The 14192-nt window shown below is 39.2% G+C and carries 15 protein-coding genes and 1 riboswitch; of the genes, 12 read left to right on the plus strand and 3 right to left on the minus strand.

Going from position 1 to position 14192, the window contains the following annotated elements; all coding sequences use genetic code 11:
* The first annotated feature begins 6 nt into the window (after positions 1 to 6).
* Genes comGC through ACRPLQ_RS00150 form a run of 6 tightly spaced genes read left to right on the plus strand, consistent with a single transcriptional unit; the run spans position 7 to position 2091 of the window.
* Positions 7 to 318 (plus strand): competence type IV pilus major pilin ComGC, encoded by a 312-nt coding sequence (gene comGC / locus ACRPLQ_RS00125; protein ID WP_016765560.1) that lies wholly within the window; start codon positions 7 to 9, stop codon positions 316 to 318.
* A complete protein-coding gene (gene comGD, locus ACRPLQ_RS00130) occupies positions 305 to 742 on the plus strand; it encodes a competence type IV pilus minor pilin ComGD (protein WP_033579697.1) in 438 nt (145 codons plus the stop codon). The genes comGC and comGD overlap by 14 nt, the downstream gene beginning before the upstream one ends.
* On the plus strand, positions 726 to 1064 hold the full coding sequence (locus ACRPLQ_RS00135; RefSeq protein WP_049166199.1) for a type II secretion system protein: 339 nt from the start codon (positions 726 to 728) through the stop codon (positions 1062 to 1064). The genes comGD and ACRPLQ_RS00135 overlap by 17 nt, the downstream gene beginning before the upstream one ends.
* Complete coding sequence (gene comGF, locus ACRPLQ_RS00140) at positions 1061 to 1498, plus strand: competence type IV pilus minor pilin ComGF (RefSeq protein ID WP_033579699.1); 438 nt, start codon at positions 1061 to 1063, stop codon at positions 1496 to 1498. Before ACRPLQ_RS00135 ends, comGF begins: the two co-directional genes overlap by 4 nt.
* A complete protein-coding gene (comGG, locus tag ACRPLQ_RS00145) occupies positions 1488 to 1862 on the plus strand; it encodes a competence type IV pilus minor pilin ComGG (protein ID WP_033579700.1) in 375 nt (124 codons plus the stop codon). The genes comGF and comGG overlap by 11 nt, the downstream gene beginning before the upstream one ends.
* Before the next feature lie 43 nt (positions 1863 to 1905).
* Positions 1906 to 2091, plus strand: a complete 186-nt coding sequence (locus ACRPLQ_RS00150) for a YqzE family protein (protein ID WP_013059170.1) — start codon at positions 1906 to 1908, stop codon at positions 2089 to 2091.
* Between the two features lie 23 nt (positions 2092 to 2114).
* Here ACRPLQ_RS00150 and ACRPLQ_RS00155 read toward each other — a convergent pair whose 3' ends face one another.
* Positions 2115 to 2939: a YqhG family protein gene (locus ACRPLQ_RS00155; RefSeq protein ID WP_033579701.1), complete on the minus strand. Its 825-nt coding sequence runs from the start codon at positions 2937 to 2939 to the stop codon at positions 2115 to 2117.
* The gene (locus tag ACRPLQ_RS00160) at positions 2926 to 4599 is read right to left on the minus strand and encodes a DEAD/DEAH box helicase (RefSeq protein ID WP_033579702.1); all 1674 of its coding nucleotides are present in this window, start codon (positions 4597 to 4599) and stop codon (positions 2926 to 2928) included. Before ACRPLQ_RS00160 ends, ACRPLQ_RS00155 begins: the two co-directional genes overlap by 14 nt.
* A 180-nt stretch (positions 4600 to 4779) precedes the next feature.
* Positions 4780 to 4872, plus strand: a riboswitch (glycine riboswitch).
* Between the two features lie 212 nt (positions 4873 to 5084).
* On the opposite strand from ACRPLQ_RS00160, the gene gcvT reads away from it, so the two are divergent.
* The 3 genes from gcvT to gcvPB are packed head-to-tail and all read left to right on the plus strand — an operon-like array spanning position 5085 to position 9023.
* A complete protein-coding gene (gcvT, locus tag ACRPLQ_RS00165) occupies positions 5085 to 6185 on the plus strand; it encodes a glycine cleavage system aminomethyltransferase GcvT (RefSeq protein WP_098112942.1) in 1101 nt (366 codons plus the stop codon).
* 20 nt (positions 6186 to 6205) lie between these two features.
* Positions 6206 to 7552: an aminomethyl-transferring glycine dehydrogenase subunit GcvPA gene (gene gcvPA / locus ACRPLQ_RS00170; protein WP_034271036.1), complete on the plus strand. Its 1347-nt coding sequence runs from the start codon at positions 6206 to 6208 to the stop codon at positions 7550 to 7552.
* Entirely contained in the window at positions 7545 to 9023 is a 1479-nt protein-coding gene (gcvPB, locus tag ACRPLQ_RS00175; RefSeq protein ID WP_328132614.1) for an aminomethyl-transferring glycine dehydrogenase subunit GcvPB, read from the plus strand. Before gcvPA ends, gcvPB begins: the two co-directional genes overlap by 8 nt.
* Positions 9024 to 9067: 44 nt before the next feature.
* Here the strand turns inward: gcvPB and ACRPLQ_RS00180 are convergent, their stop codons facing one another.
* The gene (locus ACRPLQ_RS00180) at positions 9068 to 9451 is read right to left on the minus strand and encodes a rhodanese-like domain-containing protein (protein ID WP_034271027.1); all 384 of its coding nucleotides are present in this window, start codon (positions 9449 to 9451) and stop codon (positions 9068 to 9070) included.
* A 230-nt stretch (positions 9452 to 9681) separates the two neighbouring features.
* Here ACRPLQ_RS00180 and ACRPLQ_RS00185 point away from each other — a divergent pair, with 230 nt between their 5' ends.
* The 3 genes from ACRPLQ_RS00185 to mntR all read left to right on the plus strand — a co-directional run bounded on the left by ACRPLQ_RS00185 (position 9682) and on the right by mntR (position 14103).
* Positions 9682 to 10515 (plus strand): lipoate--protein ligase family protein, encoded by an 834-nt coding sequence (locus ACRPLQ_RS00185; RefSeq protein ID WP_013085005.1) that lies wholly within the window; start codon positions 9682 to 9684, stop codon positions 10513 to 10515.
* Positions 10516 to 10827: 312 nt separating this feature from the next.
* Complete coding sequence (locus tag ACRPLQ_RS00190) at positions 10828 to 13386, plus strand: vitamin B12-dependent ribonucleotide reductase (protein ID WP_034271024.1); 2559 nt, start codon at positions 10828 to 10830, stop codon at positions 13384 to 13386.
* A 285-nt stretch (positions 13387 to 13671) separates the two neighbouring features.
* Positions 13672 to 14103, plus strand: coding sequence for a transcriptional regulator MntR (gene mntR, locus ACRPLQ_RS00195; RefSeq protein ID WP_013085004.1), 432 nt, complete (start codon positions 13672 to 13674; stop codon positions 14101 to 14103).
* Positions 14104 to 14192: the final 89 nt, after the last annotated feature.

Here is a 14192-nt window from a genome sequence, read left to right on the forward strand (position 1 = left end):
AAGAATATGATTCTAAAAGGTAATAAAGGGTTTACCCTTATTGAAATGTTAATCGTTATGCTCGTTATTACCGTGCTTTTGCTCATTATGATTCCAAATGTATTAAAGCATAATACGGTTATTAATAACAAAGGCTGCTCAGCTCTTGTCAAAACCGTAGAGGCTGAGGTACAAGTATATGAGCTTGAAAACGGCGAAAAACCAAGTCTAGAAGAGCTTGAAGCAGGAGGCTACTTAAAAGAAGGCACCGTGTGTCCAAACGGTCAAGCTATTCAAATTGACGGTACCGGAAAGGTTACGGCTAGTGGTTCTTCTTAAGCAAAGAGGATTTACCCTCATTGAGATGCTGATGGTTTTATTTATTGTGCAAGTGATGATGTTTTCCATTATCGTAACCATTCGGCCGCTTGTGGAATATTACAAAATCACATTATTCTTGCGACAGCTGCAAAGCGACACGTTTTATGTGCAGCAGACAGCCATGAACCGAGAATCTCCAATTAAAATTAACTTCGCACCGAAGGGAACAGAATATATTGTTTCTGATTCTCGTGCCGTTCTTTATAAGCGCGCCTATGACTCCACCATTCATATCACGTTTGGAAGCGGCAATTCCACGATACAATACAACAAAAACGGCAATATTTCTCAAGCAAAGACCATTTTTATCAGCAGTCAAAAGTTTAAATACAAAGTTACTTTTCAAATAGGTAGAGGGCGTTTTTATGTGGACAAGATGTAAGGGTCAGCAGGGCTATACCTTGTTAGAAATGCTTGTTTCATTTAGCATGCTTTTACTCCTAACCGGTACAATTATTCCTTTGTATGTTCAGATGAAGGAAGAAGAAAAGAAGCAATATGTTTCGTATCAAGCTGATGCTATCTTACACGAAGAACTATTGAAATATAAATATGAAGCAGGATATAAACGGCGAGAAAAAATCGTAAAAGAAAACGTTGTGTTTTATCTGAAGTGGAACGGAGAAAGTGCTCAAAAGCTTTGTGTAGAATGGACAGATTCCGCTGATAAAATGAAAAAGAAGTGTGATGTGATGTTGAAGTGAAAAGTGAAAAAGGCTTTACGCTTGTAGAGATGTTAGTCAGTTTTGCTCTTTTTTTGATCATTGTTTCATTTTTCCCCATTATCATTCCGCTAGCTAAGCAAACATATAATCCAGACTTTAGTATGAATGAAATGGAGTGGGAAATTTTTGTGAATCAACTTGCTATGGAATATCGAGAAGCAAAAGAAGTGAGAATTCATGCGACTACGCTTACGTTGAAAATGGAAAATAATCAGATCATCACTTATGAACGATACGAAGACAAGATAAGAAGACGAGTGGATGAAAGTGGTCATGAAGTTGTGCTGCAGCATATTAAGAATATCATGTATGAACAGCAAAAAGAAAGGCTGCTGATTCGTTCAACAGACGGTGTTAACAAAGTTAGAGAAGAAACCATTACGACGTTTTTGATGCTTGCTTATGAAACATAATGAGCAAGGGTTTATTCTCCCGGTTGTGTTGGCATTTTGTGCGCTTTTTCTTCTGTTAGTAGCTCAGCAAACTACTTATTTTGTGACGAAAAGTTCATTTTATCAAGAAGTAGAGCAGAAAAATCGTCTGCAGCATCTTTTAGAAAACGCGGTTGTACATGTAAAAAAAGAAATAAAAGAACATAATAAATCTCCATCTGCACCCTTAGTGTTAGAAACGGGTACGGTTTCATACGACGTAGTAAGTGAAGATGAACAGATGATTATCCTAAAAATAAAGTGTCAAACACTGCAAGGAAGAGCATTGACAGAAACCGCATATATTCAAAAAAAGGACCAGCACATTGTGAAGTGGACGGATTAAGTCTCTTTCTCTCCGGATATAATAGTGCTGAGGAGATGATTATATGAAAACGAATGATTATGTAAAATATATGACTCAGCAATTTGTACAATATATGGATCAGCCAAAAGAAGAGAGGAAAACGAAAAAGATTCAAAAAAAAGAAGAGCGAGCACCTTTTGCGAACAGATGGTTTGGAATGATTCCGCTGTCGTTTATGCTGTGGTACCGAAAGAAAAAAGAAAGATGAGCATATCATATGCTCATCTTTTTTTAACCGGCTTGTGTTTTATTAAATTGACGTGACATCGTTTCTGGCGATATGTAAAATAAGCCACCGTTTATAAACTTAAATAAGATCGTCGGCTCGTATAGCTCTTGAAGCGCTGTTTTTTCGGTCATATATATTTCTGGCAGCTCTTCTGCTGTTTCGTAAAAATGATCAAGAAGCGCTAAGTCTTCGTACCATCTTTCCTGCGCTTTTTCTGCCCATTCAGTCGGTTGAGTTTTAACGTAGTCAGTCACGTATGATGTGAGTCGTGCAATCGCACTTTTCGGCTTAATAAAAGGTGAAAGAGTAAAGCAATAGTCCGAGATTTTAGATGATAAATTTTGATTAATGATTGATTCATGAAATGATTCAACGATTTGTCCGTTAATTAAATTAATGCCAAGCGACAAGAGCTCATCCTTTTTACGGTCGCATTTGTATGAGACTTTAATATTTAACGCAAGCCAAGGGTGTAAAGGCTGATTTGTTGGCTGAGCTGATGAAACTTGTTCATACAGATGAATAAACCCGCCTAGCTTTTGAGTAGAAGCGAAAATTTGATGCAGCCTAGGTGAGCCAAAATGAATTCGTTCTCCTTGAACAGAATCGTCTTCAAACGCGGGATCTGTAATGAAAGTGAGTGAAGCAGGATTTGCTTCTCCGCCTGTCTTTTCAACATAATGCCAATAAAATGGACGATTCATCAACTCTTTGTCAAGTTCGATTGTTAATTGAACCTTTAGATAAGATGGTGTTTCTGTGACAATAGAACAATTATTAGCTAGAAAGTAACGCTTTAAAAATTGATGAATATCAGTTTGCTGCATGCTGATCCTCCTCGCTGTCTTCGTATTGAATAATAGACGTCAAGTTCTCCATTTTGATTTTTATTTCTCCTTCACTCCGTGAATGAAATAAAATATCTTGAATATGCTCTTCGATATTTTTTAAATCAAGCTTTGTTAAAATATCATCTAACTCTCCAACAACTCGTTCAAAAAGGTTTATTTTTTCGTATAACAATTTTAAAATATGTTCTTCGACCGTATGTTGAATCGCTAAATTGTAAATGTGAACATCATGCTTTTGACCTAAACGATGTACCCTTCCAATTCGCTGTTCTAGACGCATTGGATTCCACGGTAGATCATAGTTAATAATATGATGACAAAACTGAAGGTTGATTCCTTCTCCGCCCGCTTCAGTGGCAATAAATACTTGCGCGTGGCTTTCAAAAAGCTGCTTCATCCAGTCTTTTTTACCTCGCTTAAATCCTCCTCTAAACGGTACAGAGGTAATTCCATGCTGTTTTAAATACCACTGTAAGTACAGTTGAGTTGCTCTGTACTCAGTGAAAATAATAACTTTGTCATCAATTTTTTGAACGAGCTCCAGAACTTTTTCTGCTTTTGCATTTTGCGGCACTTGCTGAAGTAGTTGCATTAACGGAGTAATCATATGTTCCGTTAATGCGCTGTTTTGATCTTCCTGACGTTCCAGCATGTTTTTTAATGTCATATACACCGCTTCACGGCTGCTGCAGGCCTCTCGCTGCAGGGTTAAAATTGAAAAAGCACTTGAAGGGTGCAGTCCGTTTCCTTTAAAAGACGTAATCGCATCGTATAGCTCGCGTTCTTTCGGTGAAAATTCAACAGGAATGGTTTGAACAATTCGCTTCGTCCATTCGATACCAGTATCATGGCGGCGATTTCGAATCATAACTTTGTTAACAAGCTCTTTTAAGTGCTCATCGTTTTGCAAAGAGCGTTTTTTAGCAGAAAATAATTCTTCGAAATAGTCTTTATTGCCGAGATGGCCAGGCTTTAAAAGAGAGACTAAGTTGAAAATTTCTTCAATTCGATTTTGAATCGGTGTTGCGGTTAGCAACAGACAAAATTTCTTTTTCAGGCTTTGAACAAATTCATAGTTTTTTGTTTTGTTGTTTTTAAGTTTATGAGCTTCATCAATGATGATGAGGTCGTAGTCTTGTTCTAGCACAATTTCTCGATGAGGGGAACGTTTTGCTGTATCAATTGAAGATACAACGATGTCACACTGATCCCACACATATGATTTTCTTTGAGGGACCGCGGGAATATAAAATTTTTGATTCAATTCCATAGCCCACTGTGAAACAAGCGAAGCTGGAACTAAAATGAGAACTTTTTTAACAAGCCCGCGAATCATATATTCCTTCAAAATTAACCCTGCTTCAATCGTTTTCCCTAGTCCTACTTCATCTGCTAAAATGGCTTTCCCATTCATTGTTTCGACTACTTGTTTGGCTACTTCGAGTTGATGAGGAAGCGGCGTTAAATCGGCTAAATGTTTTGGGCTTTGTAGCCCTTCAAATTCTGAGATAAGCGTTTGGTCTTCTATTTCATAGGCAAGTTTATACAAATCCCATGCAGACCAAGGGCCGTCTTGCTCCAATTTAGTTGAGAAGGCTGCTTCCCATGTTTCATCGATGTTTAATTTCACTTTCATGATAAAAATGCTCCTTTGTAAAAAATTTTTATTGAACAAATGATAAGAATCAGGTAGGATAAAAATATATTTAGAAAATTTGAAAAAGAAAATAGATTAGCACTTTACAAATGATTGTGTGAATAAAGAAAGATACATCTTTCAGTAGTATGCCCAACTTTACCAACTTTATAGAAGCGAATGACGACACGGGGAGAGACTACTTGAATGTAGCGCCGAAGGAGCAAGCAATAAAATTGTGAATCTCTCAGGCAAAAAGACTCTTGTTTGACGCAGCTCTGGAGAGTGTCTATGCGTTTATAGACCACCCACGAGGCAAACCTATTCGTTTATAGGTAAACTTTCAGGTGAAAAGGACAGAGACTTCCTACTAAATACAGTAGGGGGTTTTCTGTCCTTTTTTGTTTGGATACATAGTGATCCCCACACTATTTGAAAACTCCCCGTTATGAAAAGTTTCACGTGAAAAAGAGGAGGACATAAATATGACAACAGAATTACACAAAACGCCGCTTTATGATACCTATCAAAAATATGGTGCCAAAACAATTGATTTTGGAGGATGGGCTCTTCCCGTTCAATTTTCTTCTATTAAAGAAGAGCATGAAGCTGTACGTACAAAGGCAGGTCTTTTTGATGTCTCTCATATGGGAGAAATTCTTGTGACAGGAGCTGATAGCTTAGCTTTTCTTCAGCATACGATGACAAATGACGTTTCTACCCTTGTAGATGGAAAAGCGCAGTATACGGCTATGTGTTATGAAGACGGAGGCACGGTAGATGATTTGCTGATTTACAAAAAAGCAGATCAAGAGTATTTGCTGGTCGTAAACGCTGCTAATATTCAAAAAGACTATGAGTGGCTTGTGTCTCACAAACAAGGAGATGTAACGCTCGTTAATCAATCTGATGAAACTGCGCAGCTAGCATTACAAGGTCCTTTAGCAGAAAAAGTTTTACAAACGTTAACGAATGAAAATTTAGCTTCATTAAAGCCATTTACATTTGCTGATGATGTAGAAGTAGCGAATGTAAATGCTCTCGTTTCACGTACTGGATATACCGGAGAAGATGGTTTTGAAATTTATTGTTCTTCAGCTGACGCCTCTCACTTGTGGACGGCTATTTTAGAAGCAGGAAGTGAGGACGGTGTGTTGCCTTGCGGACTAGGAGCTCGCGATACGCTTCGTTTTGAAGCTACTTTGGCTTTATATGGCCAAGAGCTTTCAAAAGATATTACGCCCATTGAAGCTCGAATTGGATTTGCAGTAAAGACGAACAAAGACAGCTTTATTGGAAAAGAAGTGTTAAAAGAACAGCGTGAAAGCGGGGCACCTCGTAAGCTGGTAGGAATTGAAATGATTGATAAAGGTATACCAAGACACGGTTACGAAGTATTTGCAGATGAAGAACAAATTGGATTTGTGACAACAGGTACACAGTCACCGACATTAAAGAAAAACATCGGTTTAGCGCTATTATCAGCAGAGTATACAGAGCTTGGTCAAGAAGTGGAAGTGCAGGTTCGGAAAAAACGCTTAAAAGCAAAAGTGGTTTCAACACCTTTTTATAAACGTTCAAAGTAAGCTTTGGGGAGGAATTTAACATGTTACATCGCTATTTACCAATGACAGAACAAGATCAGCAGCAAATGTTAGCAGCAATTGGTGTTTCATCTGTTGATGATTTATTTTCAGATATTCCGCAGCGCGTTCGTTTTCAAGGAGAATACAATATTAAAAAAGCGGCTTCAGAGCCTCAGTTGTTAAAAGAATTAAATAATATGGCTGCTAAAAATGCTCATTTAAAAGACTATGCTTCTTTTTTAGGAGCAGGAGTTTACGATCATTACATGCCGGTTATTGTTGATCATGTTATTTCTCGTTCAGAATTTTATACGGCCTATACTCCGTATCAACCGGAAATTTCTCAAGGAGAACTTCAGGCCATCTTTGAATTTCAAACAATGATTTGTGAGTTAACGGGGATGGACGTGGCCAATTCTTCTATGTATGACGGAGGAACTGCTTTAGCAGAAGCCGCTATGCTCAGTGCGGGTCAAACGAAAAAGAAAAAAGTACTTGTCTCTGCGGCCGTTCACCCTGAGTCAAAAGATGTGTTAAAAACGTATGCGAAGGGTCAATACATTGAAGTGGTAGAAATCCCTGCAGCAGACGGCGTAACAGATATGATTGCATTAGAAAAAGAGATGGGAAGTGACGTGGCAGCTGTTATTGTCCAGTATCCAAATTTCTACGGACAAATCGAGCCGTTAAAAGAAATTGAAGAAATTACTCATCAAGAAAAATGTATGTTTGTGGTTTCAAGCAATCCTTTATCATTAGGTTTACTTACGCCTCCTGGAGAATTTGGAGCTGATATTGTCATTGGAGATGCACAGCCATTTGGTATTCCAAGTCAATTTGGAGGCCCGCACTGCGGATACTTTGCAACTACGTCTAAGCTTATGCGGAAAATTCCAGGACGATTAGTAGGGCAAACGGTGGATGAAAACGGTAAGCGAGGGTTTGTTTTAACCCTTCAAGCTCGTGAGCAGCATATACGCCGTGATAAAGCGACGTCTAACATTTGTTCAAATCAAGCGTTAAATGCTTTAGCGGCATCAGTTGCCATGACAGCTTTAGGCAAGCAAGGTGTAAAAGAAATGGCGCTGCAAAACTTATCAAAAACGCATTATGCATATGAAGCGTTAAAGGCAAAAGGGGTAAATGTAGCATTTGAAGGACCGTTTTTTAACGAATTAGTCGTGAAGCTTCCTGTTTCGGTAACAGAAGCAAACAATCATTTATTAGCATCAAAAATAATTGGCGGTTATGATCTTAGCCGTGATAACCAAGCGCTTGAAAATCACATGCTGCTTGCTTTTACAGAACTCCGTACAAAAGAGGAAATTGACCAACTTGTAAATGAATTGGGGGATCTTCATGCTTAATCAAAATCAATCACTTATTTTTGAAAGCAGTAAAGAAGGGCGAATCGGCTATTCATTGCCGGAGTTAGATGTTCCGCAAGTAAATGCTGAAGAGCTGCTTGGAAAAGCGTATGTCCGTACCGAAGCTCCTGAGCTTCCTGAAGTATCAGAACTCGATATTATGCGTCATTACACCGCGCTTTCAAAACGAAATCACGGAGTGGACTCAGGGTTTTATCCGCTTGGTTCATGCACGATGAAATATAATCCAAAAGTGAATGAACAAGCAGCACGGATTGCTGGGCTAGCGCATATTCATCCGCTTCAAGATGAGCAAACGGTTCAAGGTGCTCTCGAACTTTTATATGATTTACAAGAGCATTTAACAGAAATTACGGGAATGGATGAAGTAACACTTCAGCCAGCAGCGGGTGCTCATGGCGAGTGGACCGGGCTTATGATGATTCGTGCCTATCATGAAGCAAATGGTGAGACGCAGCGAACAAAAGTCATTGTTCCAGACTCAGCTCACGGAACGAACCCTGCTTCGGCAACAGTTGCGGGATTTGAAACGGTAACGGTAAAATCAAATGAACATGGTTTAGTGGACTTAGAGGATTTACGCCGCGTAGTGGGAGAAGATACAGCCGCTTTAATGTTAACAAACCCAAATACGCTAGGGTTATTTGAAGAAGATATTTTAGAAATGGCTGAAATTGTTCACGCAGCAGGTGGAAAGCTTTATTATGACGGTGCAAATTTAAACGCAGTATTAAGTAAAGCCCGTCCTGGAGATATGGGGTTTGACGTGGTTCATTTAAACCTTCATAAAACGTTTACAGGCCCTCATGGAGGAGGCGGTCCTGGTTCTGGTCCGGTAGGGGTAAAAGCAGATTTAATTCCTTATTTGCCTAAACCAGTGCTTGTGAAAACAGAACAAGGCTATCACTTTGACTATAACCGTCCTCAGTCAATTGGACGCGTAAAGCCGTTTTACGGAAACTTCGGCATCAACGTTCGCGCTTATACGTATATTCGTTCAATGGGTCCAGACGGCTTAAAAGCCGTAACAGAAAATGCTGTGTTAAATGCCAACTATATGATGCGTCGTTTAGCAGAGCACTATGAGCTGCCGTTTGACCGTCACTGTAAGCACGAATTTGTTTTATCAGGAAAACGTCAGAAAAAGCTTGGTGTGCGCACATTGGATATCGCGAAACGACTGCTTGATTTTGGCTATCATCCGCCGACGATCTACTTCCCTCTTATCGTAGAAGAGTGCATGATGATCGAACCAACGGAAACAGAGTCGAAAGAAACGCTAGATGCGTTTATCGATGCGATGATTCAAATTGCAAAAGAAGCAGAAGAAACGCCTGAAGTCGTACAGGAAGCTCCTCATACAACGGTTGTGAAGCGCCTTGACGAAACGCTGGCAGCTAGAAAGCCAGTGCTTCGCTATCAGAAAGAACAGGCTGTTCAAAACGTCTAACAAAAAACCTCGCCCAAAGGCGAGGTTTTTCTATATACATACCATTATTTTTTCTTTTTCACTTTACCGTTCCACATTTTGAAGCCGCCTTTTAAATCATAGATTTCTTTAACACCGTGGCGACGAAGCATTTGTGCTGCGCGTCCTGTGCGCATTCCGCTTTGACAATAGATGTAGACAGGCTGATCTGAACGAAATTCTTTAATGCGCATACGGAACTGTGACAGCGGAATATTTCGTGCGCCTAAAATATGTCCGTTTTCGAATTCATTCGGTTCACGAATATCAACTAGCTGTGCCTTGCGGTAGCCGCTGCGGAATTCTTCTTCAGTTAACGTTTTCATAATGCGACGTTGGATAAAGAACATAACGACAGAGTATATGATGATTACTCCAAGTAAAATGAGTACTGCTGTAATTGCTGACATGCTGATTCTTCCTTTCTTCGACAAAATCCATACTCTTATTATATAAGTGAATGAAATTAGAAGTAAAGCGATTTTGCCTTGAATCTAGCGGATTTCTTCCCGAAAATGAAAAAACTACCACATTTGAATTCGCAGTTTTATGTTGCTCTTTGCTTTTCCTTAGCTCAATCTTTTGGTAGACTAAAAAACGGATTTATTTTTTATATTACATATAGCTGAGGATGAGGTAGATGAAAGCAAAGTGGAGATTTATTGATTCCAACAACCGTTCGCCTTATTACAATATGGCGTTAGATGAAGCGTTATTAGAATGGCATAGTAAAGGGGAAATTCCACCTACGATTCGTTTTTACGGATGGAACCCTCCAACGCTGTCGATCGGTTATTTTCAAAAAGCTGAAAAAGAAATTAACTTTGATAAAGTAAAAGAATTAGGATTAGGCTTTGTGAGACGTCCAACGGGCGGCAGGGGCGTGCTTCATGATGAAGAGCTTACTTACAGCGTCATTGTATCTGAAGAGTATCCTAATATGCCTAAGACAGTTACAGAGGCATATCGCGTCATCTCTGAAGGTTTACTGGAAGGATTTCGTTCGTTAGGGCTCGAGGCTTATTTTGCTATTCCTCGTTCAGAAGAAGAAAAAAATAGCTTAAAAAACCCTCGTTCGTCCGTGTGCTTTGATGCTCCTTCTTGGTATGAACTTGTTGTAGAGGGCCGCAAAATTGCTGGAAGTGCCCAAACTAGACAAAAAGGAGTTATTCTACAGCACGGCTCTATTCTGTTAGAGATTGATGAAGATAAATTATTCAGCGTGTTTAATTATCCAAATGACCGCGTGAAAGAAAGAATGCAGCGCGCATTTCGTTCTAAAGCCGTAGCGATCAATGCAATTGCGGGCCGCAAAATTTCTATCGAAGAAGCAAAAGAAGCGTTTTATAAAGGATTTGCTTCTGCTCTTGATATCGATTTAGAACCGTATACACTGTCTGAAGAAGAGGAAGCATATGTAGAAGAACTAGCGCGCACAAAGTACGGATCGGATGAATGGAACTTTAAGCGCTAAACGAATGCGGATGGTAAATAGATAAAAGTGCAACTTCTTATAAGTTGCACTTTTTATTGGAATTTTTAGAAACAATGCTTGGCTAATAGAATATATAGGGAAGAAAAGTCAAACACTTTTTTTACGAAAAAAAAAATATTTCACTTGACACCCTTCTATATGTAGATGTTTGGAGAAGTGTCAAATACTATATATTGAATTCGTCCAAGCCGTGTGGTAAGTTATTGATAGTTGATTGAAAAACTCTATTTCCTTTAAAAGGAAATAGAGTTAATAAATTTATAGATGTTCGATAGGTAAGGAGTTGTGAGAATGACTGTTTTGTTAAATCAAAAAGTGAATATGAATGTTGAAAAGCTCAATTCAGATATTGAACGCTTTCCGCAAGTACATCCGATTACACCGGATATGAAGTTAACTCATAAAGGTGTTTCAAGATTGGTAATGTTAGACCGCTATGCGTTTAAAGATACGGAAAAATTAACGTTATCAGAAGGAGATTTTGTTGTTCTAACTGTAAAAGAAGACCCAAAATTTCCAGCACGAGGACTTGGCTATGTGGAAAGCATTAATTTTGAGCAAAAAACCGCTGTTGTCAAGGTAGAAGATGAGTTTAGAGGAGCTTTATCACCTGAAGAAGCAGAAAATGGGTTAATTACTCGTTCTTTAGATGTTATTGAAAAACCTCTAGAGGTCTTCTATGAGCAAATTGCAAAACGTAATGCAACAGGCTTAGCTTCTGTGGAAAAAACAGAAGAAAAGCGCAAAGAGTGGTTTGAAAAGTTCTATCAAGAGCTTGTTCAGCTAAACTTTGTACCAGCTGGCCGCGTTCTTTACGGTGCAGGTGCTGACACGGACGTAACGTACTTTAACTGTTACGTAATGCCTTATGTAAAAGATTCACGTGAAGGTATTTCAGAACACCGCAAACAAGTAATGGAAATCATGAGCCGCGGAGGCGGTGTTGGAACGAATGGTTCAACTCTTCGCCCGCGCAACACGCTGGCTCGCGGTGTAAACGGCAAATCATCTGGTTCGGTTTCATGGTTAGATGATATTGCTAAACTGACGCATCTTGTTGAGCAAGGTGGGTCACGTCGTGGGGCTCAAATGATCATGCTTGCCGACTGGCATCCTGACATTGTAGAGTTTATTATTTCTAAAATGCAAAACCCTCGCATTTTACGTTTCTTAATTGAAAACACAAATGACGAAATGATTAAAAAGCACGCGCAAGATAAATTGAAGTTCACGCCGCTAACAGAGTCTGAAGAAGCAATGTACCAAGGAATCATTAACTATAAACAAATTCCTGGTCTTGGTGGATTTAATGAAAAAATCATTAAAGATGCAGAAGAAAAGCTGCAAACTGGCGGAACGTACAGCGTTCATAACTCAGAGTTTTTAACAGGAGCAAACATTTCTGTATGCTTAACAAAAGATTTTATGGATGCTGTTGAAAACGACGGTGAATACGAACTTCGCTTCCCAGACGTAGAAAGCTATTCAAAAGAAGAAATGGCTAACTACAATGAAAACTGGCACGAAGTAGGCGACGTGCGCGAGTGGGCAAAACAAGGAAACAAAGTTCGTACGTACCGTACTATCCGTGCAAAAGAGCTATGGAACTTAATTAATATTTGTGCAACGTACTCAGCTGAACCAGGCATTTTCTTCTTCGACAATGCCAATGACATGACAAATGCTCAAGCATATGGTCAGCACGTTGTTGCAACGAATCCATGTGGTGAACAACCACTTGCACCATTCTCTGTTTGTAACTTAGCTGCTGTTAACTTAGCGCAAATGGCAGATAAAGAAACAAAAACAGTTAACTTTGAAAAGCTACGTCAAACGGTTGAAACGGGCGTTAGAATGCAAGATAACGTTATTGATGCAACTCCTTATTTCTTAGAAGAAAACCAAAAGCAAGCGCTTGGCGAACGCCGCGTTGGTCTTGGTGTAATGGGTCTTCACGATCTTCTTATTTATTGTGAAACAGAATACGGCTCTGACAAAGGCAATGAGTTAGTAGATAAAGTGTTTGAAACAATTGCCACGACGGCTTACCGCGCGTCTGTAGAGCTTGGAAAAGAAAAAGGAAGCTTCCCGTTCTTAGTGGGCGAAACAGATGCTGAAACGGCTTCTTTACGTGAAGCATTCACAAATACAGGCTTCATGAAAAAAATGCCTGAAGATATTCGTGAAAACATTAAAGAGCACGGTATCCGAAACTCTCATTTATTAACAGTAGCGCCAACAGGCAGTACTGGAACGATGGTTGGAGTATCAACGGGTCTTGAACCTTATTTCTCATTCTCATACTTCCGAAGCGGTCGTTTAGGTAAGTTTATTGAAGTGAAAGCTGATATCGTTCAAGAGTATTTAGATCAGCATCCAGAAGCAGATCCAAACAATCTTCCTGAATGGTTCATTTCAGCTATGGAACTTGCACCACAAGCTCACGCGGACGTGCAATGTGTGATTCAGCGCTGGATTGATAGCTCAATTAGTAAAACAGTAAACGCTCCTCGTGGTTACACGGTAGAGCAAGTTCAAAAAGTGTACGAGCGTCTGTATAAAGGCGGAGCAAAAGGCGGTACGGTGTACGTAGACGGAAGCCGTGATGCACAAGTCTTAACGCTAAAAGCAGAAGAAAATACATTTGATGAAGAAATTGAAGCGCCAAAAGAAGAAACAAAACCACACGTTGTGTTAGTTGATACAATTAATGAAATTCGTTCAACTGATGTAACAATCGGTTCTGAAGTAGGTAATACGTGTCCGGTTTGCCGTCAAGGAACGGTAGAGGAAATGGGCGGATGCAACACATGTACAAACTGTGGTGCACAGCTGAAATGCGGCCTTTAATTTTTAATCATGATTGACTAGTAAAAGCTGACTCAAGTGAGTCGGCTTTTATTATGTATGAAAATGGGGCATAAATAAGAAGCGGGAGAGAACGGTTCTTGTATTTGAATAAGCATTGTAGTATGATTTTAATTGAATGTCTTTTATCCAGTTTTATCTTATGACATCGCTTTATTTACACGTTTTTTTCACATAGATTATCAAACATGAACACGATATCACTATAAGAAACAGACATTTATGACTTATTATTAGCAATACATAATATTAATTGGGGGAGATTTCATGCCTACACCGAGTATGGAAGATTATATTGAACAAATATATATGCTAATTGAAGATAAAGGATACGCTCGAGTGTCTGATATTGCTGATGCATTGGCGGTTCACCCCTCATCTGTAACAAAGATGGTTCAAAAACTAGACAAAGATGAGTACTTAATTTATGAAAAATATCGAGGCCTTGTTTTAACAGCTAAGGGACAGAAGATTGGAAAACGTCTTGTTTATCGCCACGAGCTCTTAGAGCAGCTATTGCGAATCATTGGCGTGGATGAGAAGAATATTTATGATGACGTAGAAGGAATTGAACATCATTTAAGCTGGAATTCCATTGATCGAATTGGGGACTTGGTTCAATACTTTGAAGAAAATCATAACCGTATTCAAGATCTTCGCAATGTACAGAAACGAAATGAAGAAGAGCAAAAATTATAAGGGAAAAGCAGCGGCCAATAGCGTCACTGCTTTTTTTCTTTTTATCATAACTTGTTGCTGAGTCGACTACAAATGTAGAGTAGGTAGTT

The sequence above is a fragment of the Priestia sp. TRN 1309 genome, from assembly GCF_050846875.1.
Lineage (GTDB): Bacteria > Bacillota > Bacilli > Bacillales > Bacillaceae_H > Priestia > Priestia zanthoxyli.